The 25,413-nt window shown below is 44.2% G+C and carries 27 protein-coding genes; 22 read left to right on the plus strand and 5 right to left on the minus strand.

The genetic code is table 11. From position 1 onward, the window contains the following. Window positions 1-86 precede the first annotated feature (86 nt). The 5 genes from DF947_RS06130 to DF947_RS06150 all read right to left on the minus strand — a co-directional run bounded on the left by DF947_RS06130 (window position 87) and on the right by DF947_RS06150 (window position 7,813). Window positions 87-1,589: a RagB/SusD family nutrient uptake outer membrane protein gene (locus DF947_RS06130; RefSeq protein WP_109928820.1), complete on the minus strand. Its 1,503-nt coding sequence runs from the start codon at window positions 1,587-1,589 to the stop codon at window positions 87-89. Window positions 1,590-1,607: 18 nt separating this feature from the next. Further along, window positions 1,608-4,985 (minus strand): SusC/RagA family TonB-linked outer membrane protein, encoded by a 3,378-nt coding sequence (locus tag DF947_RS06135; protein WP_109928821.1) that lies wholly within the window; start codon window positions 4,983-4,985, stop codon window positions 1,608-1,610. A 231-nt stretch (window positions 4,986-5,216) separates the two neighbouring features. Next, on the minus strand, window positions 5,217-6,329 hold the full coding sequence (locus DF947_RS06140) for a FecR family protein (RefSeq protein ID WP_109928822.1): 1,113 nt from the start codon (window positions 6,327-6,329) through the stop codon (window positions 5,217-5,219). A gap of 203 nt (window positions 6,330-6,532) precedes the next feature. Further along, on the minus strand, window positions 6,533-7,180 hold the full coding sequence (locus tag DF947_RS06145; RefSeq protein WP_146202878.1) for an RNA polymerase sigma factor: 648 nt from the start codon (window positions 7,178-7,180) through the stop codon (window positions 6,533-6,535). 417 nt (window positions 7,181-7,597) lie between these two features. Next, entirely contained in the window at window positions 7,598-7,813 is a 216-nt protein-coding gene (locus DF947_RS06150; RefSeq protein ID WP_109928824.1) for a hypothetical protein, read from the minus strand. 111 nt (window positions 7,814-7,924) lie between these two features. On the opposite strand from DF947_RS06150, the gene DF947_RS06155 reads away from it, so the two are divergent. The 22 genes from DF947_RS06155 to DF947_RS06260 all read left to right on the plus strand — a co-directional run bounded on the left by DF947_RS06155 (window position 7,925) and on the right by DF947_RS06260 (window position 25,412). Next, window positions 7,925-8,185, plus strand: a complete 261-nt coding sequence (locus DF947_RS06155) for a helix-turn-helix domain-containing protein (protein WP_205940748.1) — start codon at window positions 7,925-7,927, stop codon at window positions 8,183-8,185. 113 nt (window positions 8,186-8,298) lie between these two features. Further along, on the plus strand, window positions 8,299-9,183 hold the full coding sequence (locus DF947_RS06160) for an RteC domain-containing protein (RefSeq protein ID WP_109928825.1): 885 nt from the start codon (window positions 8,299-8,301) through the stop codon (window positions 9,181-9,183). A 306-nt stretch (window positions 9,184-9,489) separates the two neighbouring features. Beyond that, the gene (locus tag DF947_RS06165; protein ID WP_109928826.1) at window positions 9,490-10,467 is read left to right on the plus strand and encodes a toprim domain-containing protein; all 978 of its coding nucleotides are present in this window, start codon (window positions 9,490-9,492) and stop codon (window positions 10,465-10,467) included. Window positions 10,468-10,971: 504 nt separating this feature from the next. After that, entirely contained in the window at window positions 10,972-11,523 is a 552-nt protein-coding gene (locus DF947_RS06170) for a BfmA/BtgA family mobilization protein (protein WP_109928827.1), read from the plus strand. A gap of 9 nt (window positions 11,524-11,532) precedes the next feature. After that, a complete protein-coding gene (locus tag DF947_RS06175) occupies window positions 11,533-12,471 on the plus strand; it encodes a DUF5712 family protein (RefSeq protein ID WP_109928828.1) in 939 nt (312 codons plus the stop codon). A 146-nt stretch (window positions 12,472-12,617) separates the two neighbouring features. Continuing rightward, a complete protein-coding gene (locus tag DF947_RS06180) occupies window positions 12,618-13,649 on the plus strand; it encodes a DNA cytosine methyltransferase (RefSeq protein WP_109928829.1) in 1,032 nt (343 codons plus the stop codon). Then, complete coding sequence (locus tag DF947_RS06185) at window positions 13,624-14,349, plus strand: ParA family protein (RefSeq protein ID WP_240615324.1); 726 nt, start codon at window positions 13,624-13,626, stop codon at window positions 14,347-14,349. The genes DF947_RS06180 and DF947_RS06185 overlap by 26 nt, the downstream gene beginning before the upstream one ends. Next, the gene (locus DF947_RS06190) at window positions 14,346-14,729 is read left to right on the plus strand and encodes a hypothetical protein (protein WP_109928830.1); all 384 of its coding nucleotides are present in this window, start codon (window positions 14,346-14,348) and stop codon (window positions 14,727-14,729) included. Before DF947_RS06185 ends, DF947_RS06190 begins: the two co-directional genes overlap by 4 nt. After that, window positions 14,716-15,054, plus strand: coding sequence for a hypothetical protein (locus DF947_RS06195; protein WP_146202879.1), 339 nt, complete (start codon window positions 14,716-14,718; stop codon window positions 15,052-15,054). The genes DF947_RS06190 and DF947_RS06195 overlap by 14 nt, the downstream gene beginning before the upstream one ends. A gap of 9 nt (window positions 15,055-15,063) precedes the next feature. Further along, entirely contained in the window at window positions 15,064-15,366 is a 303-nt protein-coding gene (locus tag DF947_RS06200; protein ID WP_109928832.1) for a DUF4134 domain-containing protein, read from the plus strand. A 35-nt stretch (window positions 15,367-15,401) separates the two neighbouring features. Then, window positions 15,402-15,713, plus strand: a complete 312-nt coding sequence (locus tag DF947_RS06205) for a DUF4134 domain-containing protein (RefSeq protein ID WP_109928833.1) — start codon at window positions 15,402-15,404, stop codon at window positions 15,711-15,713. Continuing rightward, window positions 15,647-16,024: a DUF4133 domain-containing protein gene (locus DF947_RS06210; RefSeq protein ID WP_240615325.1), complete on the plus strand. Its 378-nt coding sequence runs from the start codon at window positions 15,647-15,649 to the stop codon at window positions 16,022-16,024. The genes DF947_RS06205 and DF947_RS06210 overlap by 67 nt, the downstream gene beginning before the upstream one ends. After that, window positions 15,996-18,446 (plus strand): TraG family conjugative transposon ATPase, encoded by a 2,451-nt coding sequence (locus tag DF947_RS06215; protein ID WP_109928835.1) that lies wholly within the window; start codon window positions 15,996-15,998, stop codon window positions 18,444-18,446. The genes DF947_RS06210 and DF947_RS06215 overlap by 29 nt, the downstream gene beginning before the upstream one ends. Before the next feature lie 4 nt (window positions 18,447-18,450). Continuing rightward, complete coding sequence (locus DF947_RS06220) at window positions 18,451-19,113, plus strand: hypothetical protein (protein ID WP_109928836.1); 663 nt, start codon at window positions 18,451-18,453, stop codon at window positions 19,111-19,113. Continuing rightward, window positions 19,110-19,766, plus strand: a complete 657-nt coding sequence (locus tag DF947_RS06225) for a hypothetical protein (RefSeq protein WP_109928837.1) — start codon at window positions 19,110-19,112, stop codon at window positions 19,764-19,766. Before DF947_RS06220 ends, DF947_RS06225 begins: the two co-directional genes overlap by 4 nt. Further along, the gene (locus DF947_RS06230; RefSeq protein ID WP_109928838.1) at window positions 19,763-20,425 is read left to right on the plus strand and encodes a hypothetical protein; all 663 of its coding nucleotides are present in this window, start codon (window positions 19,763-19,765) and stop codon (window positions 20,423-20,425) included. The genes DF947_RS06225 and DF947_RS06230 overlap by 4 nt, the downstream gene beginning before the upstream one ends. A gap of 5 nt (window positions 20,426-20,430) precedes the next feature. Then, window positions 20,431-21,210 (plus strand): hypothetical protein, encoded by a 780-nt coding sequence (locus tag DF947_RS06235; protein ID WP_109928839.1) that lies wholly within the window; start codon window positions 20,431-20,433, stop codon window positions 21,208-21,210. A 13-nt stretch (window positions 21,211-21,223) separates the two neighbouring features. Then, entirely contained in the window at window positions 21,224-22,363 is a 1,140-nt protein-coding gene (locus tag DF947_RS06240) for a plasmid transfer protein (protein WP_109928840.1), read from the plus strand. 3 nt (window positions 22,364-22,366) lie between these two features. Further along, window positions 22,367-22,987: a conjugative transposon protein TraK gene (gene traK, locus DF947_RS06245; protein WP_109928841.1), complete on the plus strand. Its 621-nt coding sequence runs from the start codon at window positions 22,367-22,369 to the stop codon at window positions 22,985-22,987. After that, complete coding sequence (locus tag DF947_RS06250) at window positions 22,965-23,375, plus strand: hypothetical protein (protein WP_109928842.1); 411 nt, start codon at window positions 22,965-22,967, stop codon at window positions 23,373-23,375. Before traK ends, DF947_RS06250 begins: the two co-directional genes overlap by 23 nt. Window position 23,376: 1 nt before the next feature. Next, window positions 23,377-24,573: a conjugative transposon protein TraM gene (locus DF947_RS06255; RefSeq protein WP_109928843.1), complete on the plus strand. Its 1,197-nt coding sequence runs from the start codon at window positions 23,377-23,379 to the stop codon at window positions 24,571-24,573. After that, window positions 24,573-25,412 (plus strand): DUF4138 domain-containing protein, encoded by an 840-nt coding sequence (locus tag DF947_RS06260; RefSeq protein WP_109928844.1) that lies wholly within the window; start codon window positions 24,573-24,575, stop codon window positions 25,410-25,412. Before DF947_RS06255 ends, DF947_RS06260 begins: the two co-directional genes overlap by 1 nt. The last annotated feature ends 1 nt before the right edge of the window (window position 25,413 follow it).

The raw sequence follows: 25,413 nt of genomic DNA on the forward strand, positions 1-25,413 counted from the left end.
TTTAGTTAATTGCACAATGTGATTAGTTACTAAACAGTTTAACTTTTCAGTAACTAATCACATATGCCCACAACCTTTAGATAGCTTTAATACCCTGGGTTTTGTGCATTAGTCATGTTAGGATCGCCAAATCGCTGTTCTCTCGGAATTGGAAGAAGCTTCCAATTTGGATTCCAAGTACCTCCCTTTGCTGTAGTAACATCTGGCATCACCTCATCTGCTCTTACTTTTGATGCGTCAATTAAACCCGGCATGCGCTTAAGATCAAACCAACGAAAACCTTCAGTAAAAAGCTCCACCTTTCTTTCTTGCTCAATTGCCGCATTTAATTGAGTTCTCGATAAGGGTAACTGTAGATTTGGTAATGGATTTGGGACTGCTGGAGTAGCGGCTAACCTTGCTCTCGTGCGGATCTTGTTTAGATCAAGAATCGCTCCTTCGACATCTAGTAATCGTGCTTTAGCCTCTGCTCTGATCAAGTATTGTTCCCCTAATCTAAAAAGTACGTCGTACTCTGTAAATGTAGTCTGGCTTGGAGTACTTTTATATTTATAAGCATAGGGATAAAATTTTGTCCCCACACTAACACTACCTGTCCAATTCACTTTTCTCCCATCGCCAGCTTCAAATGCATTGTATAAGTCATTGTTTAAATAATAGTTCTTAGAATTGTCAGGTCCCCCAGCATTTAAAACAAAATACAAGCTCTGATTAACATTGAATGGTGGGCCCTGGCGCGGTTCAATTGACCAAATAGTTTCTGAACTGTTTTTTAGAAATACGTCATTCAGATTAATCAAAGAAAATAAATTTGTGTTTTCAATAATTTGCGTACTTTGTTGCACAGCACCGGAAAAATCTCCTTTTTGCAAATAAACTCGAGAAAGTAAAGCAGTTGCAGCCCAATATGTTGGTCTTACACGATCGGAAGTCGTTATCATTAGGTTTTTACCTAAAAAATTTTTACTCAATAGGGTTTGAGCATCGATTAAGTCTGCAACAATCTGATTGTAAACATCCTGAATTGGAGCTCGGGGAAGTTGTCTGTTTACTTCAGGATCTGTTGTAAGCGCTAAAGGAACATCTCCAAATAAGTTAACGGCATAATAATAAAAGTATGCTCTTAAAAATTTTGCCTCCCCCAATAATTGTTTTTTAACTGCTGGAGTTAGAGAAGAGGTTTTGTTTAAGCCCTCTACTGCTGAGTTCGTTTTATAAATAGCTAAATAAAAATCAGACCACGGTAGTTCCGAACTAGTTTCCCTCAGCGCGTTTTGATAATATGCTAACATTGAGACATTAAGTGATTGATTATATATATTTACTTCATCCGAAAGAAGACCTAAGTAGAGAAAAGAAGCACCATTGTTAAATTCATTAGCACCCCGAATAATATTATTTACCATTCCGATTGCCGTGCCGTCCACATTGAAGATATTTTCTGAATTTATATTGTTCTGAGAAGGCGGAACTTCAACTAATTTCCGGCAGCCACTCATTATTATTAAAATTACCAGTAATAGGTATTTGATGCTTAGCCTATTCAATTCCTGAAGAGCTTGCTTTTTGGTTAATATATTGTTGAACATAATACTCTATAGTTATAATTATAAATCAATGCGAAGACCTAAAATCATTGTCCGTAAAGGCGGAAGAACGCCATTACCACTTTCAGGATCCAAACCTGTGTATTTAGTAAATGTCAAAACGTTTTGTACACTATAGATTATAGTTGCATTTTGAACACCAACTTTACTAACCAATAATTTTGGAATTTTATAAGATATTGCTACATTTTTAAGGCGGATGAAAGAGGCATCCTGAATTACCAAATCACTAGAAATTGCATTCGACCATGGATCAAAATAATCAAAATTAGGAACGGCATTTAATTTCTGTACGCTTTTTACGTCACCTTGTTGTTTCCAATAGTCAAAACCAGATGGCTGATTATTTATGCCTCCTGCAAAAACGCCTGTACCTGTTAATAAGGTATTTTCTTTAACCTGTTTGATAAATTGAAAAAGAAAATCGAGGGTCAAATTCTTATATCGAACAGAATTACTCCAACCACCATTAAATTTAGGTAACCGATCAATAAAAATTCTATCTGTAGTATAATCAGGATTACTTGTTATCGTTCCATCTGCCTTATAGAATTGGTATAGGCCGGTCTGTGGATTTACTCCTGCATTTCTATAAACGGGAAGTGCATTTATTGACTTGCCAATCACATAACTATATTGATATGGAGATGATGTGATATCAGGAAAACTAACTAACTTGTTTTTGACGAAAGTGATGTTGAAATTACTAGACCATTCAAAATCTGTTGTTGTGACCGGCTTAGTATTTAAAGTAAATTCAGCTCCACTATTTTGTACGGTTGCTGGAAAGTTTGCTAAATAACTCGTAAAACCAGTTGAACTTGGTAGACTATAAGCTAGCAGCTGATTTGATGAACGACTTCGGTAAAGATTTGAAGTTAGTAGAATTCGGTCGTTTATAAAGCCTAAACTTAATCCCAAATTTAATTTTTTAGTCTCCTCCCACTGTAAATTGGGGTTCGGTAAACCACTAGGGGCATATGTAGTTACTTGTTGGTAGGATGCACTCGAATTTTGTGGTCTATACAAATTCAAATAAGCATAATCTGGTATTCCATCAGATCCTGTTGCTCCATAGCTAAGATTGATTTTACCAAAGCTTAAAAATTTAATATTATTCTTAATCAGTTTTTCTTCTGAAAAAATCCAACCTCCTGAAATACTCCAAAAATTATGGTATTTATTATTACTACCAAAACGGGAAGTTCCATCTCTTCTGAAGTTTGCTTGAAATAGATATTTGTCATCAAGATTGTACCCCAGTTGCCCAAACAAGGCAGCATATCGATATTGAGTAATTTGGGTGGGTAATGAAAAAATTGTCGATGCAGATGAAATGGAGGAAAGAAGTTGGTCGCTACTATAACCAAGTCCATATAAACTTTTGGTATTCAAATAGTTTCTTCTCACAGTTCCTGCGATAAAGGCATTGATTTTTCCACGACCGATAGCATTTGCATAACTTAATTGAGGTTCTACAATCCATAGTCTTTGGTTGCCATCCGAAAATATTGAAAGCGGCTGGACACCATTTAAGACATCAGTAGGAGAATACGCACTAGTGGGTAATGAGAAAACCTCATTGCTTTGCTGATTAGTATATCCAAACCTTGAACTAAGATTTAATTGCTTAGAAAACTGATATCCTAAGTTCATAGATGCAATTAAATTGGTGACCCTGTTTTGCCTTATTGTGCTGAAAGCGCCGCCCAAAGGGTTAGCCCAAGTTGTCTTGTTATTTGAATCGAATTGCCAATTCAAGGTACCATCGGCATTATAGAGATTTGGAGCCACTGGTGCTAATTTCATAGCAAAGTAAGTTAAATCAGTACCCGGTAACTCATTGAAATTAAGAGTGTAAGATAAAGAAAATTGAGCCTTGAAACGCTCATTTGGGCTAGAATGGTTTAAATTCATTAAGAGTGAGCCATTTTGATCAGCTAAATTTGTTGGGAAGACTGTTGTCTGTCTGTTGTAGTTCGCGCTTATTAAATATTGGCTTAAGTTTGTTCCACCAGAGACTGAACCTTGAAAATTTGAATATTTCGCCGTTCCCCCCAATAATACTTTCTGCCAATCAGTTTCTCTATTATTATCCCATGCACCATTTAGATCGTATTGGTTTGCAAATTCTGGAGAATTTTCCGTAAGACCATCTGTATTAAAATAAGCCCATCTCCGCATTTTCAGATACTCATCACGTCCCATAAGATCTAGATACCTTGTATTTTGGGATATACCTTGTTGCAGATTTATCGAAACCTTACTGATTCCAGGTTTTCCTTTTTTTGTTGTAATAATAATGGCTCCATTTGCAGCTTGAGATCCATAAATCGCAGTTGCTTCTGCGTCTTTGAGAACACTTATACTCTCAATATCTTGCGGGTTTAAATAATTAAGAGGATTTCCAGCTCCAACACGGGGCTCACCATTATTACCAGATAAACCCAGAATAGAAGTATTCTGAGATGATATTATATCTTGGCTCAGAAAAGGCACACCATCAACCACAAAAAAAGGAGTATTTGCATTCCTCATGCTGTTAGGACCTTGAATCTGAACAGTTATTCCACTCTTAGAAAATCCTGTGGCCTGGCTAACAGTAATTCCAGGAACCTCCCCTTGAAGAGCTAATAATGGATTTGTCACAGGCTTGTTTTCAATCTCTTTTGAAGTAATAGTTGTAATATTTCCAGTCGACAATCTTTGGCTTGTTTGATCGTATGCTCTTACAACCACCTGATCCAAGGAATTTTCGGAAACCTTTAACTTGACTACTCCAATGAATTTTGCGGCAGTAATTTCCTGCGTTTCATAGCCCAAAAACTTAACTAACAATATAGCTCCCTCTTCAATACCACCTATTTCGAAAGTTCCGTCAGCTTTGGCATTTACACCTTTGCCAGAGGATTTCAAAGTGATCGACGCCCCACCCAAAGCCTGCCCATTTTCATCTGTTACTTTCCCTGTCACGGTAATCTCCTGAAGTTTATCGATGAGGCGACCTAGAAAGTTTATATCTTCTTTAGGTTTTATGGCAATACTATTACCCTCAATCTTGTAGGTATAATCTAATCCATTCAAGGCTTGTTGTAAAGCCTCTTCAACTGTGGCGTTGTTTAGAGCAACAGTTACTTTATGGTTTTTCGGAAAATCCTTTCCATCGGAAAACAGGTCGAAACCGCTCTGTTTTCTGATTTCTTTTAGAACATTATTTAACGGGACGTTTCGCTGGTTTAGCGTGATCCTTTGTGCGAGCCCTGCAGCACTGACCTGCATCAGGCAGGCTATCAACAGTACGGTGGTTAGACGCATGATAAGCCAGATTTTGTGGAATACCTTTTTAGGTATACCAATTCCTTCAATAAATTGATACATTTGTTTAGCGTTTGGTTTTTGGCAGGATCCTCACTCTTTCCACGGAACAGGATACTGCGATTTAACAGTTTAATATTTTTAATGTTGGCTGATGCCAAACCTCAACCAGTTCTCTCACCAGAGCTGGTTGTTTTTTTAAGGCCTTGCCCTAGGGTCGTAAAACTTTTTTCATCCTTTTGGTTCTTTGGTTAATGTTCTGTTAGTTTGTTTTTGTGTAGGTGGATGAATATTTTAATTGGATATGTAGAGTTTCTTTCCTTCGATCCTGAACTTGACCAGACCTGAGTTTTCGATCAGTTTCAGCACTGCCGACAGCTTGCTTGATCTCGAGATCCAGCCGTATGCCTCAATATGCTCCGGGACGGATTTATCATAAACGAGCTCGACGCCGTACCATCTTGCGATCTTGCGCATAGCAACCCTAAAGTCCACTTCGTCCAGATTGAATTCACCATCTTTCCAGTCTACAATGTTTTCTGTATTGACTTTAGAGACTTTGAAATCGGTTTGCGTATTCAATGCCTGCTGTCCAGGGACGATGGTCTGTGAACTGCCTGCCTTTGAAACCCTGACAGATCCTTCGAGCAGGGTGGTGGCTATGCCGGGTTCATCTGTATAGGCGTTGATGTTGAAATGCGTACCCAATACCTCGACTTCCTGATTGCCTGTTTCCACGACGAAGGGATGGTCGCGGTCTTTGGCAATTTCAAAGTAGGCCTCGCCGGCTAATTCTACCCTGCGTCTCGGGGCGGCCGCGAACGAGGAAGGATATTTTATCGAAGAAGCGGCGTTGAGCCATACCTTGCTGCCATCTGGCAGTGCCACTATCTGGGTTTCCCCTGTGTATGTTGTTAAGGTCTGCATTCTAACCGTTTGATCCTTGGTGTCGATTATAGAATAGATCAGCTCGCCTTTCTCGTTTTTTACAATCTTTACGCCTGATTCCTCGGCAATTTTTCCACTAGCCAAGTCTGCCAGATAGAGTTTTTTGCCATCTGAAAGTGTCAGGGTAGCCGCCGTTCTGCCGGGTTCCACATCGCTTGCTATGAAAGCCTGGTCTGACTGTTTTTCTACCGGATGGTAAAAATATTTGCCGATCATAATGGCCAGGGCGATTGTGGCCGCTACCGCGAATCTAACCCAGTATTTGACGCCATTCTTTTCTTCCAAAAAAGACCTGATCTGTGCCCGGCCTTTGCGCTTCATCTCTTCATGTTCGGCCTCGGTCAAAGCCACGGGGGAATTGTCCTCCATGTCATGAATCCATAGATCAAGTAACTCTTCTTCTTTTTGGGATGCTTTTCCCTGCCTATAATCCTTTATTATTTTTAACGAGTCTTTCATAAGCTATAAATAGAATATGAACTTAATTTTCTATTGTAATTATAACCGTGTAAAACTTCGAGGCCGTTACTGTACAAAAAAAATCAATTATTTTTCAACACACTGTCAATCAGTAGTTTAAAATAGCATCAAAATTTCAAATGTCCAAATCTTTCTGGCTGTTTTAGCTGAATATGGCATTTGAATGGCTTCTGAAAGCCGGTCTATCTAAACCTGAAAAGCATGTAATAGTAAAGGAACAATCCAAGCTTTGTGCGCAGGATTTTTAAGGCGCGGGTGATGTGGCGGGCCACGTTTTCTTCCGTTGTACCGAGCACTTCCGCTATTTCGCGGTGGGTGAGGTTTTCTCTTCGAGACAGTAGAAAAACATCTCTCATTTTTGTTGGCAAAAGATCGACCTGGCGATTGATAAGCTCCATGATATCTTTTTCGCGGACGCGGTAATCGGCCTGGTCGCTGAAATTAGCGACATGATCTTGTAAGGACTTAAGGTATTTGCCTTCAATCTTTTGATGGGCGAATATATTCAGCAACTGATATCTTACCGATTGGTATAAATAGCTGGCCAGTGAAGTCTGGATATTGACTTCGGATCTTCTGGTCCAAAGGCTCGTGTAGACCTCATGGACAACGTCTTCTGCCTCCGGACGGTTCTTCAGGCGTTTGTCGGCATAGATGATCAAAAGGTTGTAGTAGCGTTCAAAGATTTCCATAAAGGCGTTCTTATCACCCTGCTTCAACAGGGCGTATAACTCTTCATCTTTATGTGTACTATAAATGACCATGCAAAAAAAACCGTTCGGTCTGCCATCGAAACCAAACTTATCTAATTTAGAAAATTTGTTCAGCAATAATAAAATAAATTTCTTAGAAAGAAAGCTTAAAATAAACCCCCTAAAGCTCTTAAAGCCTAATTACGAAAAGTCTATATCTGAATAGGCCACGTTTTTTGTATCAGTTTTAATGACAGTATTGTAGCCTTAAAATCTTGGAAAACTACCCGAGAAAGCGTATTTATACGTGTTATACTAACGATTATCTTTTTGCTCAGCGTCTAATTTATATGACAGTCCAAAAGCGGGTTTCAGGCTATAAACTAACGTGATTTTTTTTCGATGATTTCAAATAATTTGATGCTTGTCAACAACTATTTATTTTTTCGCAAAATATTCTGGCATTTTTCTAAATTCTATGATCCATGTGGAACAAGTTATACTGTTCTTTCTTGATTACCTGGCAAAGCTTCAGGGAATATCGGTTAGCTGATTTCAAAAACCTTTCTGCTGTCCCTGCAGGCTATTCTCGATCAGGAATTTCTTATACTCAAAAATGTCCTTTATGGTCAGCCCCGAGATATCCATAAGCTCTTCTGGCTCCCGGTCCAATAATTCCCTTAGAAAAATAAAGCCGTTTTCTCTAAAGATTGTTTTCAGTGATTCGCTTAGATCCAGTTGCAGGATCTGTTTATCGATTAATTCTTTCAATTCGGATATAAATATTTTAACCCAAAGATAAAAACATTGGAATAAAATCGTATATATACAAGTGGTATTAATACAGTGGTTTATATACGGGCTGTTGATTTACTTTGAACCATGCCCAGAGGAATCGATTTGTCTAACAAAAAACATGCTCTTCCGCCAGAAGAATACCTCAAGAAACTTGGCGAAAGGGTTCGCTCACTTCGCGTTTCAAAAGGCTATACGAACTATGACAAGTTTGCTTACGAGCATGATATCGACAGATCTCAATGGGGTAGATTCGAAACCGGCAAAGATCTCCGCTATACCAGTCTACTGCAAATTGTCTCTGTTTTCGATATGACTTTGGAAGAATTTTTCAGCGAGGGTTTTTAGCCTAAAGCATCTCCATTTTTACTGCTTTTTATTTTTTTTGCTAATTCAAGACTGTCTGTTACTTGATGTTTTAAACTTGCTGCCATTCAAGTTTAACCCTAATCTATCAAGTAATGGACAAGATCTATATAGATGAAATATACTCAAGGCTGGAATCTGAACTCTCTGAGGTAGATCCCTTTCCGGATTTATTTTCAAATGCTCTGGGGATTGTCTCTTCCTATATGCATCTCCTTCATGGGCATATTTTGGAAAGCGGTTTTGCCGATGAGGGAGAGGAGATCTATTTTTTTAAGCATGTAAAGCCCAGGTTTTACCACTGGTATATTTTTCTGGTGGAACGCCATACGATCTCGAAAGGTCTTGCCATCGGTACCGAGCATATGGCAAGGGACTATTATCTTCAAGAACTCTCTTTTATCAAGCGCTATTTCGATCAGAACGGGTTTATTTACCACTATTTTCTGGAAGGGGAGACTTCAAGGGATGCGGACTTCTTTCTACGATCATTCTTTCAGCCGGCGCTGGATTCGCCGGGGGCTGTGTTTCCCAATTTCTCGACCAATCACGATTATACTTTTTCCAAGATTCTAGCTTATGAAAAACTTCAGGAATTTCTTGTGATCCGCCTGCGTGCTACCTATGCAACCGACGTGAGCACGATTTTAGGTGAGCTCCGATCGGGCAGGAAACGGACTTGGACGGACGAGAAGATCAAGCTCGTGGAACTGGCCTATGGTATCTATTTTATGAACTCGGTAGATTTTGGAAAAGCGGATATCACGGATATAATTTCTGCATTGGAGGATGCCTTTAATGTTCATTTGGGGGTTGTCTATCGCCGGTTTGTCGAGATTTCAAGGCGGAAATCGACCAGCCACACTTCCTATCTCGATGCCATGAGGGCTGAGATCGTTCGGCGCATTACCGAAAAGGACAGGTACAAACCCTTTGGCCCCAAGAAAAAAACGGATGGCGATCCGGATAAAAATCGTTGACACTATAAAAATGTTGTCAATCCCAGCTCTCCGCGTTTGAGAATTTTGCTCCCAGTATCTGTTAGGTCTTTGACATCTGGGAACGAAACATTATCCGCTTTTTGGGCGGAAATTTTGCGAAGGCGGAGGTGGAAGCCCCGAGCCGAAAGCGCATTGGCAGACGAGGTTCCGGATTGTAGAATCCGACGTGGGTAGTTCCGATTAACATAGAGGCCATCTTTAGCGGATTGATACCACGCTTTTTAGGGTCAGCTTGAAGGGGGCATTTGCCCCCTTTTGCATTTGTATAGACGTAATCTATTATCTATGGCAACATATATAGACGCCAGTAAACTGCTATCGGAAACCTCTATCACGGACTTCCTTGAACGGCTAGGCTACCGGCCGGTTAAGCGATCCGGCAATGAACATTTTTACCTAAGTATGCTGCGCGAAGAACGTACTGCTTCGCTCTGCGTAAATGAGGGGCTTTCGGTCTGGTTCGACCACGGCGGTCCAAATGCATCCGGTATCCGGGGCGGTAATCTGATCGATCTGGCCATTTCCTACTGGCACCCTATTTCTTATGTTGATGCGCTCTACAAGATAAAAAAGGTGATGGGAAACAACGTTCAATTAAGCGATGAAATTTCTATGAAAAACCAGGAGCGAAAACGGCTTTTTATAAAGCTCCCCAATTATAAGATCGAAGCGATAAAACCATTGGGGACAAATACTGCCATTACCAGTTATCTGCAGAACAGGGGAATTTGGGGCATGGCCGATGGGCATATTCATGAACTTTATTATTTTGTGCGTGACGATAAGGGCGTGCAGAAAAACTTCTTTGCCGCCGGCTGGCAGAATGAAAACGGCGGCTGGGAAGTCCGCAACAAATATTTTCAAGGGTGTCTTGGTCACAAGGGGTTATCTTTTATTGAGGGCAATGAAGATGAGCTGGTTATTTTTGAGGGCTATATGGATTACCTCAGCTGGAAATATGAAAACGAAGACTGCTCGCCAAGCGTAGTGGTTTTAAATTCCCTTTCTCTTTTGCCAGCCGGGATCAACAGGGCCAGAAAATTTGAATACATTGAAGCCTATTTCGACAGAGATAAGGCTGGATTAAAAGCTACCCTGGATTTTAAAGAAGCATTGCCCATGGCAAAAGATTGTTCCGGTATTTACTCAGGGTTTAAGGATTACAATGAAAAGCTGATGGCCGACCTCCAGCATCTGCGACTTGGTGAAAAAGATTTTGCAGGTCTTTGTTTAGGGGGCAATAAAGTTGGGGGTTCTCGTTAGTGGTATATCCAGATATGCGCATAGGTCTATAGCTCTGGATATTGGGGTATGTCTGGGTATATTCGTCTATTGCGACATCTTGAGATATTTAGCCATTTGCGGATGACTAGATTACCGCTGATATCTGAATACCCTGTTATTGGCAGATATTCCGACATGCCAAGATATCTAGATTTTTATGCAGGGGGCTTTGGCTAATTGTTTTGGTTCCTCCGTCTTGATTTACACCACATCTGGCTTTACACAATTACTATATTCTTCATTTGCCGTTTTAATTTTCTATTCGCTGTGAGGGGAACTCGGACTATGCAGGAATGTCCATTTTTTTCTAAATGGAGCAAGCCGAAGTTGGGCAGAGCCCTACTTTGCTTGCCCACGGCGCTGCCGTGGGGGTTCCAAGTATCCTCCGGGGATACTTGTCCGCGCTATTGCGCCCATGCGGGGAGAAAAGGGGAACCTTTGGCGTTCCCTTGATTTATTTGAGCTAGTTTTTTTGGAATTTGGATGAAAGATGTCAATATCAGGTCGGTAAGATTTTCGGTGGCCCTGGACGAGAAGTTCGAGAAGATTGCCAGGAAGCTTGGCCGAACAAAACGGTTGCTGTTCGCGCAGATGGTGGACTATTTTTATAAGACCAAAAAAGATCCGACCGATCTAAACGATGATCTGCTGAAAAATACGCTGGTCAAAAACCATCAGCAGTATATCGGCTTTATCCGTGCGCAGGAAAATATGCTTCTAGTTCCGATAAAAGTGGAGGTCGATAAGGTTTCCAGGTCACAGCGGGACATCATTGAACGTTTTAATTCTGAAATCCTAAAGCATAATGCATTGGTTCTCAGCGGTCAAAAGTCGCATGTTTTGGCCATGGCGGAAATGGAAAAAAGTGTTGCACTTCTTGTCAAAAAGACAAAGGATGCCGATGTGCTTAAAGCCCAGTTTTTGTTTCTGCTGGAGGAATATATTTCAGCAAGGGAATCATTGGGGATGAGGGCTTCAGCAAAAGACAGACAGGAACTCGGCAATAAATTCAAAGATCAGGTCAGATTGCTTTAATAGAAGATTATGTTCATTAACATTACCGATAAAAAAGAAGCTGAGAACAAAGGCAGCAGTGCGATGCTTGTGCATTATCTCGAAAAAGAAAACCGGATTCCAAAGAAACAGCAACAGGAATTTTGGTTCAATGCCCTGCGCTCTGATATCTCACCTTTCGAGGTGATGAGCCGGATAGATGGCAATGTGGCGAAGCTCGGGCGAAACGATCCCAAGTTTTTTTTGATCAACATCAGTCCGAGCCAAAAGGAGATTGCCTTTTTGATGGAAAAATTTGGACGTGATGGTGCACGAGAGAAGCTAAAGGAATTTACCGCAAGGGTAATGGATGAATATGCCAAAAACTTTAAACGGGCAGGAATTTCGTCTCAGCAGGATTTGCTTTGGTTCGGAAAACTTGAAGATTTCAGGTATTATACTTTTACCGACCGGGAGGTTAAACAAGGGGAGCGCAAACGTGGTGAGCGAAAAGATGGGGAGCAGATGCATATCCAGGTTATCGTCAGCCGAAAGGACGCGACCAATAGGATCAAGCTTTCTCCGCAAAATACCTCCAGGGGAAAAAACATTGAGCATTCCAAGAAGATGGGCCAGTTTGACAGACTTGCCTTTAAGCAGAGCGGTGAAACGGTTTTCGATGAGCTTTTTGGTTTTGACCGAAAGCTTAAGGATTCGCTCCAGTTTGCCAACGTTCAGAAAAACGGCTCACTTACCGAGCGCAGTGAAATGGCAGCCCGAAGTTTGGAGGAAGATATTTCCGTTGCGTTTTCGAGTATTCATATCGAACCTGAACAGCAAGCTTCTCTTGCGGAGGACACGGATCTGGAGATTTCCTTTTTGCCATTGCTCGATGCCTTTTCGATTGATATCAGTGACGATATTGACGATGAGGCTATTCTAGGCAGGAACCGGCAGCGCAAAAGAAAAGCGCGCACGAATACCAGGTAGCATTCCTTTGTTTGGAGTGTTTTTGGGCTTTGGTGTTCTTGATGGCGCATTTCATTGATGTCCTTCTGGACGTATGTTTACCCTAAGTTCTTGTTTGCCTTTCTAATTTTTAAATCAATTTCCATTCACCTTTAAACCGATTGCCTATGCTAAAACACGGTAGCCTGTTCAGCGGTATCGGCGGCTTTGACATTGCCGCCAGCTGGGTGGGCTGGCAGAATGTTTTCTCCTGCGAGAAACATCCCTTCTGCAGACAATTACTTCAATATTACTGGCCAAACACTGTCCACTATGACGACATCTTTCAATTCAGTGCAACTGAGTATCTCGGGGCTATCGACATCATCTCCGGAGGATTCCCATGCCAGCCCTTTAGCCAGTCCGGGCGGAGAAAGGGCACGCAGGATGACCGCTATCTCTTCCCGCAGACTATCAGAATTATTAAGGAGGCAAGGCCCAAGTGGATTGTTCTTGAAAACGTATCTGGACTGTTCAGCATTCTCGAGCCCGGTAGTCTATCTAAGATGGAAATCCAAGAGATCGAGCTTTTTTGTGAAGATTACGACCAGGTTCCAAGCCGCACGATCATCCGACTCCAGCGGAGGGTCATCGCCAGTATCATCTCAGAAATCCGTGCAGCAGGATACCTATTACCAGAACTTAAAGACGGCACACCAGTCATTCTGTGTATTCCGGCTGCTGGTATTGGTGCCCCGCACGCAAGAAACCGGGTCTGGTTTATTGCCCACGCCGACGGCTTCGGAGATAACCTCCATCAAGGCGACCATCAAAACTGCCAGGGCGGGGATGCCGCTGAAGTCGCGCAGGAACGAAAACGGAAATGGCGGGCAGATTTCGCTGACGGATTTTCTGGTCTACCTTACGATAATGGGATCATCGAAACATGGTCGGAAGAAATCGGGAGGGTCGCCAGCTTCTTTCCTGGGCAGACTGCACCAGGCGCTTCCCAAACAGGGGGATTCAGCATTCCTAGCTGGGAAAACTGGCCAACTCAATCCGCGTTTTGTGGCGGAGATGATGGGATTTCCGGTGGACTGGACGGAATTACCTTTTCGAAGTGGCGGGAAGAAAGCGTAAGGGCTTTCGGCAATGCAATCGTTCCGCAGGTAGCCTTGGATATTTTTAGGACCATTGATTTTTTGGAAAGGGGCTATTGAGTTCGGTTCTGATGATTTCTCTCTATTTCCCGCTGGCCTGCTTTATTTATTAACCGATATTATTATGGTCATTTTACTTGGAAACCAAAAGGGCGGTGCGGGAAAAAGTACCCTGACGCTACTACTGGCCAATTATCTCTCTCTGGTCCGGAAGAAAAAAGTAACGGTCCTGGATATGGATTATCAGGCCTCGATTTCTGCAAAGGCGGAAAAATCAAAGGTGCCTGAAAATGAAGGCTTATACGAGGTCATCCCATGTGACCTGAAAATCTATCCCGCCGTGTTCAGCACACTGAAATCCAATACAGAGGAGCTGGTTATTATTGACATGCCGGGAAAGATGGATGACGATGGGCTGATCCCTGCAATCCTCTCTGCCGACCTGATTTTATGCCCGTTCAACTATGATGAATTTTCGGTGGATTCTACGCTGCTATTTGCGATGGTTTGCTCGAAACTGAATATGGTGGCGAGCCGACTGTTTATTCCCAACCGCATCAAAACCACGGTGAAGTACGAGACAAAACTGGAAGTCGACAATGCGCTGAGAAAATTTGGGAGCGTTTCGCCAGCCATTCCTGACCGGATAGATTTTCAGCGGTTGACCACCTCTCATATTCCACTTGCCGTATTGCCTGTGGTCATTCCCATTCTGGATCTGGTTTTTGAATCCTACATCATGAAAGGGAAATCAGGGTGAGCAAAATTAGATCCATTGCCGATGAGATCAGGGAACGGATAAAGGCAGAAAGCGAAGCCGTTCCTGTTTTGGAGAAGCCCGCTGTACCTGTTGTTGCCAAATCTGCTGCTAAAGGCAAAGTGGTTTCAGCGGATGTTTCACAGCTAAAAATCTATGAGTTTTTTGAGGAACTATCTGCCTTCAGGATGGAAGGTACACAGAAAATTGTGATCAGGCTGGATCCCGCGAGCATGAAACTCTTAAAGCAGCTAAAGTTTACCAGGGATATCGATATGACCAAGGTAATTGTATTTGCCTTCTCCAAATTCCTGAACGAGAACCACTGGCTCAAGGCCCATGTAAAAGAACTATTAAAAAAGAACGACAATGAACTGGACTGAATTTTTGATGATCCTCATGGGGATCTATTTTGCCTATTATGGGCTGAACCTTGTTTTTGACCTTTTGAATGCCAAGGAGCGACCGGAAAACGCTGCTTTGGATGATGGGGTATTGCATTTTACCGAAGATGAGCCCGAGCTGATCATCCCGGCAAAAGAGGCTGGGCCTAGTGCGAGCGCTTCTGCAGAGGTAACAAGCTCGAATCTGAACGGTAACCCTTTTGCTTCTGCTGGGATAATTTCCAGCGGAGCGGCTAGCTTGAAACAGCTTTTTGAGCTTGCCAAGAATGACCTCATCGAATACACCAAGGCCATTTCCTATTAGTATCATGTTATGCGAAGTTTCAAACGATTTGTTTTTCTATGCTTGAGCCTATTGCTTCCGTTTTTCGGCTATGGCCAACCGGGCATCTCGGATTTTTATCAGGCTTCCTCAGAGGTCCGCCGCTGGTACTTTTCGCTTTCTGACCTGGTACTTGTGCTTGGCGCTATTGCAGGTCTGTTGGGTGGCCTGCGGGTATATACCAACTGGCAGTCCGGAAAGCATCATATTGATGCACAGGTAATGGCCTGGTTTTTTTCGTGCCTTTTTCTCGCGCTGGTCGGCACATTCTTGAGAGGGCTTTTCGGCCTTTGATCCTTATTTTTTATTCTTTATAATCCTTATTTTTTATGACAGCAAAACAGAAAAAACTGTTTTCTATTGGCCTCGCTATGATCTTAGCGGGGCATTCTTTTGCACAAGTGGCCGGCGGTACGACCGGTATCAATGCCGCAACCTCTTCGCTTACCAGCTACGTGGATCCGATTGCGACCCTCACGCTTGCCATTGGTGCCGTGGTCGGCATTATTGGTGGCGTGCGCGTTTACATCAAGTGGAACTCCGGAGACCAGGATATCAATAAGGATATCATGGGATGGGGTGGTTCCTGTCTTTTCCTGGTGCTGGTTTCGGTATTCATCAAAGCTTTCTTTGGGGTCTGATGCTATCGTTTTCCATTTACAAGGGGCTTGACATGCCCCTTGTTTACAGGGGGTTCAAAGGCAAATTCATTTATTACGGCATTGGCTCTTTGGGGGCATCCCTGGTTTTTGGCGGCCTATCGGGCGCTATTTTTGGCATGTATGCAGGTGGCTTTGTTAGCGTTTTGGGGGTTGTGGGCGGGCTCTTTTATACCTTCCAAAAACAGAAGAACGGTCTGCATAACAAGACGCGCAACCAGGGCATTTATATTCATCCAGTAAGACTCAAAATTTCTATTTTCCATGCAAAAACAAAAGAAAACAGCATTTGAACTGCCATTTGCAGGTATCGACCATTTTGGCCAGCTTGTGCTACTGTATGGGACGGGCGGTGATTTCTCTGTTGTGATGCAGGTAAAAAATCCGGTTCTTCAGTACTGCGCCGATGAGGAAAGTTATTTGGGATTTCAGAACATCCTGCTCAATGCCATTAAGATTCTGGGCGAGGGCTACCTCATCCAAAAGCAGGATGTTTTTGTGCGAAAGGCATACCAAGGCAGGGCTGAAAAAGGTTTTCTGCAACAGAAATACCATGAACATTTTTCAGGGCGGGCATACACCAAGCTGCTCACGTATATCACCATCACCCGGCAGGTCAAACGAAAAGCGTTCTATACCTATGACAGAAAGGTGCTGGTGGATTTTGCTCAAGGCATCGAAAAGCTTTTTGACCTCTTTTCCGGCGCGGGACTAGGTCCATCTCATCTCTCTGAGACGGAGATCAACCATTATGTGACCAGGATTTTGGGGATGGATTTTTCAGGTTCAGGCTTGGCGCTGGATAACCTACGCTGTACCGAGGAGGAAATCTTTATCGGCCCAAAGGCTGTGCGGTGTATTAGCCTGATCAATACCGACACCATTGACCTGCCGGAGAAAGTTAGCCCATATACTTTTAGGCAGGACATCAAGGGGCTGAAAGATTTCCCGGCAGATAACCTGTCTTTCCTATTTGGCGTGCCGGGTTACAGCTGCATGGTCTATAACCAGCTGATCGAGATACCTGCACAAAGTGTAACCCTACAGAAACTCACCCTGAAGCGCAAAAGGCATTCCGGTATTCCAGATCCCGCCAATCTGTTGTGCGTGGAGGATATAGACCGTTTGCTGTCGGACGTGGCAAGGGAAAACCAATTGCTGGTCAATGCGCATTATTCGATTATGGTCTGTGCCGAAAGGGATAAGATCGGCAAGGCGGTCAATTTTATTGAAGCTTCGCTTTTTCAGCAGGGCATTATCCCTTCGCGGAATGCCTACAACCAGCTTGAACTTTTCCGCTGCGCACTGCCGGGCAATGGTATCGAACTAAAAAAATATGATTGGTTTTTGACCACCGCCGATGCCGCGCTGTGTTTTTTCTTTAAGGAATCCCTTATTGTAGATGACCCCTCGGATTTCCTGCTGTATTTCACCGATAGGCAGGGTACGCCCGTTGCCATTGATATATCTGATCTTCCCATGCAGACGGGCCGGCTAAAAAACAGGAACCGTTTTATCCTAGGGGGCTCTGGCACGGGCAAAAGTTATTGTGTGAACAATATCGTGCAACAGTATCTGGGCTATAATATGGATGTGGTGATCGTGGATGTTGGTCATTCCTATTCTGGCCTATGTGGTACCTATGGCGGAAAGTACATCACCTATTCTGAGGAAAAGCCGATTACCATGAATCCCTTTGCGATTGATGAATCGGAATACAATATCGAAAAAAAGGATTTTTTGATTACGCTGATTTCTCTGCTCTGGAAAGGGGCTGATGGTAGCGTGAGCTCTATTGAGCGTGACGTGATTGCCCAGGTTGTTTCTGCCTATTATGGCGATTACTTTGGGCTTTCCCTCCCGAGCATCGAAAAACTGGATTTCAATTCCTTTTATGAATTTGCACTGCGGAAGATTCCGGCAATCAAGGAGCAGGAACAGATTCCATTTGATTTGGAGGAGTTCCGTTTTGTGCTTAAAAAATTCTATCTGGGCGGAGAATTTGATACCATCCTGAATGAAGCCGCCGACCAATCCCTGTTCAGCGAACCCTTTATTGTTTATGAAATTGATGCCGTGCAGGAAAACAAGGTGCTCTTTCCGATAGTTACGCTGATCATCATGGATCTATTCATCCAGAAGATGCGGCACCGGACCTCACGCCGCAAGGCTCTGATTCTGGAAGAAGCCTGGCGTGCGATTTCTTCTCCGCTAATGAGCCACTTTTTATTGTACCTGAACAAAACGGTCAGGAAATTCTGGGGAGAGATCATCGAGGTTACCCAGGAAGTGGGCGACATCATGGGAAACCCGATCATTAAGGACAGTATTATCAACAACTCCGATACGGTTATCCTGCTCCAGCAAAAAGAAGCCGATTTAAAAAAGGTAGCTGAGTTGTTATCGATAAATGATATCGAACTAAAAAAGATACTGACCATTAACAGACTTGACAACCGGGAGGGCCGATCCAGGTTCAATGAATTCTATATCAGAAGGGGCACTGTGGGCGAAGTTTATGGCGTAGAAGTGAGCATGCACCATCATTTGGCATTTACCACTGAGAAGCCCGAAAAAAATGCACTTGAAACTTATGTGGCCAAATTCGGCAATTACTTTGACGGTATATCGGCCATGGTAGATGACCTTAAGTCTTCAGGTTTAAGCCTTTCGGCCTTTGTCTCGCAGGTCAATTCACAGCAAATTAACAACTAAAAATATGTACAGACTGATTATTTTTTTAGCGCTATTTTTGGCGCAGGGGCTTTGCCGTGCGCAGATTTATGTGGATCCCACCACTGCTGGCGCCATGGCTGTCCACTCTTCGGTGATCAATGGCCAGTTGAATAAGACCAACGATAACCTAACGCTCATCCAGCGCGGGCAACTGGCCGTAACCGGACAGCTTGTAATTGTAAACGACCTTCAGGCAACTATTTACCGAGGGCTCTCGGAGGTTTCGGGTATCATGCGCTCTTTGCTTGCCGTTCATGATATCTATGAAATTTCCGAGGACATTGTGGTTGATGTCAACAAGGCCATTGTCATTGCCCAGCAAAATCCGGCGCTATTGCTGTTTGCCGAAGGTGGCGCGAGGGAGTTCAAATCCAGGGCGACAAACCTTGCCGTCGAGGTCAGCTCGTTTGTACTAAAGGAGGGCAAGGATGCGCTGATGGACTCCGGTGAGCGGGCAAAACTGCTGAACCGCATCGTAAACGAGCTGACGATTTTGCGAGGGGTGGCTTACGGGATGTACCGCTGCATGTACTGGGCGCAGCAGCGTGGCTTCTGGAATTCGCTCAATCCCTACTCAGGCTTCATCAATATCGATAAGCGCATTGCGGACGATATCATCAGGAACATGAAAATGTTGAAGCCATGAAGCGGGTTTTGTTGATTTTTGGGTTTTTGTGGTGTTATTCTTATGCATCTGCCCAGCTGAATGTCGAGCTGCTCCACCAGCTGGTGGCCGAAAGCAAATCCGAGCATGAAAAGCAATCCGATGCCAGGAACAATCAGGGACTAGCTAGCACCAACGAATCGGTAAACAAGACTTCGCTCACCAGGCTAAAGGAAAAATACAGGGACATCCAAAGTAGGTTCAAGACTTTGGGCCTGGCGATTTCCGCCGCGCAGATTGGCATTGAGGCCTATCCGATTGTTTCTGATATTATAGCTCAACAGGCCATCATTTTTAATATTTGCAGCTCGGAGCCTTTGTTCCTGCCTTTGGCGATTGAGACAGAAGCGGACATCGGGGACCGAGCCTATAGGCTGCTGAACTATCTCTACGGTTTGGCTTTGGTGGCGGGCGACCTGAACCAGATGAAGCCTGCCGACAGGAAAATGCTGTTCTTTTTCGTTGTTACTGAACTTCGTGCTATCGCAGGTGCGTCCAAAGGGCTTGCCGCCACTTTGGGTTATGCGAGCCGAAAAAAGGCTGCAGATGCACTCAATCCCTTTTCGGGCTTCATCAATCAGGACAGGGCGATTATAGACAGGATCATTGAACGTACAAAACAGCTTGGCCAATGAAACATTTATTTTTATTCTTTCTGATTTTAATTGGTTCTTCCGTTTATGCCCAGCGCGTAGTCTTTGACCGAAACCATTTTGATATCGTAAACGAGAACGGTGCGGTAAGACTGGCCGCGGAAAACACCCACAATTCTTATCTGAACACGATCAACAACAGGCTGAACGATATTAATGTCAACCTGTCTTCGGTGGTGCTTGTGCAGCATATGATTTTAAATTCGCTCTCGCAGGTGGACGGCGCACTCCGCCATGCCATTGCGGTAAGGCAGATTGGGGAAATCTGTACGGATATTTACAGCGAAAGCACCGAACTGGTAGAAATGGCGAAGGATGACCCGGCACTGTTGCTGTTTGCGGAAGATGTATCCAGGCAACTTAAAAGTAGGGGCGTTAGGCTTGCCATGGAGGTTTCTTCCTTCGTGCTCAAAGAGGGTGAAAACGTATTGATGGATTTTGAAAAGCGGGACGGATTGCTCAAGAAAATTGCCCTTGAACTCCGCGTGATGCGGGCACTGGTATTCAGCATGAAAAAATCGATGTACTGGGCAAGGGTAAACGGACTGCTAAAGACAGCAAATCCTTTTCGCTCTTACATGAACCAGGATAAGTGGCTGGTGGATGAGATCATCAGAAAGTACAATCTTTTAAAACCTTAGATTTTATGAAAAAATTATTGATGCTACTGGCAGTCCTGCCTTTAGCCGTTCCGGTATTTTCCCAAAAGAAAATCCGGGACAAGCATATTACCCACCAGCAGGAACGCATGGTCTTCAAGCAGTGGGATGCTGATCTGTTTACGCCAACTCCGGGGTTTTTATACCTCAATCCCGAATACTGGATCACCTGGGCACTGCATCCCAACTATCCCAAGACCGATCTGCGCCCACTAGGCCCGATTGGCCCTCAAACCCAGCGGCTGGCTTTGGCTGCTGCTATGCAATCCACCGATAATGCCTATAAACTTCATGCCGATACCATCCGCGGACTGGCAACGACCGAGATGCTGAATTATTCCGGTGCGGTTTCCGCTGTTGATCCGCTTTGGATGCTATTTTACAGCAGGGAATTTGAAGAACTGATTTCAGGGGATGATTCTAATATTTTGGCTGGGCTGAGCGCAAAGGAAAGGGATTATCTGGTCTCTTCGGGCGCTTATGGCTGGTTCGTAGAGGAATCGCATGCGCTGCTCGAAAGGCTCCAAGCCGCAAGAAATACCGATATGGACCGGGGTTCCAGGATTTTGGCCTACCACCGGATGCTGGATGAATACCGAAAACTAAGGGCCACCTGGGAGGACAAAAAACAAAAGGCCAAACTATACCTTTCGCTCCGCGATAAAAACGATGCGGTCAAGAAGAAGGATATCCCGATAAGCAAAGGATCCGGTAAAAAGACCGATAAGCAGATTGCCGATGAAATTCTTCGCGCTTCCAAACTATAAATTTTAAGCTGTTATGTTCAATAGATTATTTGCCGGCACCGCCGGCTTTTTTGTGCAGTCTGCTCCCGTATCCGTTCCCGATTCGTTTCGGGATACCTTTAATTTTCTGCAGGGTAACGGGGTCTACGAGGAAGGAACGATGCACTTTTTAAAGGAAATGAAAAACACGATATGGACGCATTACGATGCGTTCATCGCCGATGCCCAGGCTTTATGTGCCATTTTTATGCTCATTTTTTTTGCCATCAAAAGCTATGAGATGATCTCTGGCGATAAGCGACTGGAGGTGATGCCGTTGCTCCGCCCTTTTGCGCTTGTGATGGTCATCCTATGGTGGCCGACGTTTACCCGGGTGGTTGCCTATCCGACCGATCTGGTTGCTGCGAAAACCGAGGCGATGTTCGATGGCAGCCAGACGGTGGTCAATGACCTTCGCATCCAAAGGGCAAAACTGATGGTGGAACTCGCAGACCAGTTGTTGACCGTTCAGGCGCAGACCGAAACGGCCAAGCAGGAAGCCGACACCTGGTATGAAAATGCGTGGGAGTCTGTAAAATCATCGGTCAAGGAAAGCTTTAGCGAGGTCTGGAACCCGATTGTAGAAATGCGCAACCGGCTTCAGGTCGGCCTGCAATTACTGGCTACTTCCCTTGTGGAAACACTCGCGATATGGATATTGAGGATTGCGGTTTATGTAATATTTATCATCCAGATTATCTTCTCTACGATACTGATCATACTGGGCCCTTTTTCTGTTGCGGTTAGTATTTTGCCTGCCTTTAGGGATTCGTTTACCACTTGGATAGCGCGATTTATCTCGGTAAACCTTTATTCGGGCATAGCCTATCTGGTGATGTACGTGGCCTCACTGTTTCAGCATTATGCCATGGAAGCTGAGATTACCCGCTATCAGGAACTTGTGGGCACCGCGGGTGCTGACATGGAAAAACTCAGTGTATTTGCAGGCAATGGTTTATTGTCCTTCGGTATTGTGGTAGGCACTTTTGTGATAGGCGCGCTCACCATGCTGACCGTGCCGAGCATTTCAACGTGGATCGTTTCGACTTCTGGAATCAGCTCTGCCGCAAGCTCAATGGGCCGAGGCGCATCGACAATGGGAAGAATGGCCGCTGGTGCAATGGGGGGAGGATAGTCGATGATCATAAAAAACATTGAATCCAAGATCCGCCTGGCGAGCTTTCTCTGCTTTGCCAGCTTTCTGTTGTCGTTTACGATCAGCGCCACTGCATTGTTTTTTGCATCCGAGCAGTTTTCCCAGGCCAGAAAAAGCATTTATATCCTCTCCGATGGACAGGTGCCGATTATGGCCAAACAGACTGATATCCTTGTGAACCGTGCCGCGGAATACAGGGCAGATATCGCAAGGTTCCATTCGCTCTTCTTTTCACTGACGCCCGATGAGAAGTTCATCGAGTACCAGATGAAGCAGGCCATGTACCTGGTTGATGAGAGTGGTGCGATGCAGTATGCGAATTTGAAAGAACGCAATTTTTTCAGCTCCATTCTATCCTCTTCTGCCGTGCTGACCATCCGCACCGATTCCATTTTCTTAGATGAGCACAAAAAATATTTCCGCTATTACGGTACACAAAAGATAGACCGGAGAAGCTCTGTTGTCACCCGCTCGCTGGTGACCGAAGGCTACCTGCAGGATTTGGAACAGCGCTCAGAAAACAATCCGCACGCGGTACTGATCACCAGATGGAAAACACTTGAAAATAAAGACAAAGAAAATGTTCAGAAAAATTCGTTCTAAAGACCAGCCCGGTTTGGGCGTGGCGGTCATGGAGCTTTTTGGCTCAAAAATTCAGACCGCTGGATTTCGTTTCAGAGGATTTTGCCAGCGGCACCCAAAAAAGATATATACGCTGATGGTGTTTCTGATGGCAAGTTCTCTAATCCTATGCTTCAGTATCATGCGACTGGAAGATCCGGTCTATACCAAAAGTGTAACCTCACCAATGAAAGCTACCGGCGATCCTACGGCCGGCATCGGTCTGACCATTGATAAGCTGCAAAGGGTTATGGCCCTGCAGGCAGAATTACAGTCACTTTCTAAAAAAGAAAATCTCACGCCACAGGACAGTCTCCGCTTTGCTCAGATGCTGAGCGAGATCAGGCAATTAACTTCTAGCAAAAAATGATATGCAGATTGATTTTAAAAAACCAAGGTATGTATTGCCGCTAGTGCTGATGCCTTTTATATGTTTACTTTTTTATGCCTATAAATCCGGTCCGGGCAAGGAAACGGCGAAGGCTCCGGGCGGGGATTCGCTTCAGACGCAGATTTCCAGGGTTTCCGATAAGGTGGAGCAGTCAGGGCTTAGCGATAAGCTCGATGCTTTCCGGGATAAGTTCAAAAAAGGTGATGGCTATACCGCTGCGCGGGGGATCGAGGAAGAAAATCTCACGGTGACTACGCCCGGCAGCCTGTACAACGAACGGGAAAAACGTATGCTGGACTCCATCGATGAGGCCATGAAGCATAGGTTCTCTTCCGTGAAGGGACGCTCAGTAACATCTGGCCTTGAAGCGAGGCCAGGCTACTCAAAACTGGAACAGGACAAGGCATTGGCGCTTGCGCTTTCCAAGCTCAAAACACCGCAATCTTCAATTAAGTCTGAACGCCAGAGCCAGCCTGTACAAACAGATCCGATGCAGCTATTTCGACAGCAGATGGCCCTGGTCGACAGCATGGGCAAGGCCAATAATCCCGAGCTAAAGGCATCCAGGGAAAGGCAGCGTCTTGCATCGCTCAAAGCATCTGGTCCTCAAGAAAAGGTTCTGCCCGTGAGAAAAGCTGAGGGATTCGACGGGAGCTTCAATACGGTGATGCCGGAAAAACAGGGCAGTCCCTTATCTGCGGTCATTGACCAGGATATTACGGGCTATGCGAGCTCAAGGCTCCGCATCAGGCTGCTGGATGATATGCTCATCGGAAGCCATATGGTAAAAAAGGGTACGTTTCTCTATGCGGTGATTTCGGGATTTTCGGGCCAGCGCGTACTGCTTAGTATCAGTAGCGTGTTTTCTGACGGTGAAATCCTTCCGGTAAAACTGGACATCTACGATAACGATGCGATGCCGGGCATTTATGTACCCTCATCTGCCTTCAGGGAGTTTACGCGTGACCTTGGCGGCTCTTCTATTTCGGGGTTCAGCCTTGAACAGTCGGAAAACAATAACCAACTGGTGATGGGCATATTGGGCAAGATGTTCCAATCGACAACTACTGCGGTAAACAAACTGATCCGCTCGAACAAGTCAAAGCTCAAATACAATACCCTGGTCTATCTGATAGACCCCAATGAACTCAAAAATAAACAAAACCAATATCAATAATGATGAAAAACTTTCTGCTGATTGTTCTAAACTTTCTGTTATGCCGCATTGCAACAGCGCAAGAACTTAAAAAAAATTTTGATGACAGGCTGCCATTGGTCGGTATTTCAAGAAATGCAACCCTCCACTTTATATCTCCAGAAAATATTTCCTATGTGGATATCTCAACACCGGCACTCAAAGGGGACCTGCCACTTTCTAATATTTTACGATTAAAGATTTCTTCTGATTCATCTTCAAAGTTGGTGAACAATGCTGATGTAGGCATTGTGACCGTTGTAGGCGAGACATTTATCGCCCAGTACAGGATCTATTTTCTGCCGCCTTGGGAGAGCGCTGTACACCCTGTGCTAGTGGACATAAGTCCAACAGATTGTAGGCCAATATCCGCGGGAGTGGATATCCCAATTGCCGATCTCAAAAAGCATGCGTTCTCACTACTGCGCGAACATAGCAGCAATTTTTTAAGGGAGGAAGAAAAATATGGGGTGTCGATGTCCCTAAAGCAGATCTATACCCTAGGGGATTATATCTTTTTCGACCTTAAACTCCAGAACAATACCAATTTGCCCTTTGATATTGATGCGCTTTCTTTCTCTATCGATGACAGAAAAATTACCAAGGCTACCAATGTGCAATCGGTATCACTCAATCCGGTTTGGCAGCTGTATGCTAAGGATAGTTTTAAAAAGAGCTATCGCAATATCTACGTACTGAAAAAAATGACCTATCCGGAGAACAAGCTGCTCAATATTTCCCTAAAGGAAAAACAGATCTCCGGGCGTAACCTAGTTCTTCAGATCCCCTACAAGGATGTGCTCAGGGCCGATACTTTTTAGC

The sequence above is a fragment of the Pedobacter paludis genome (assembly GCF_003173575.1).
Taxonomy (GTDB): domain Bacteria; phylum Bacteroidota; class Bacteroidia; order Sphingobacteriales; family Sphingobacteriaceae; genus Pedobacter; species Pedobacter paludis.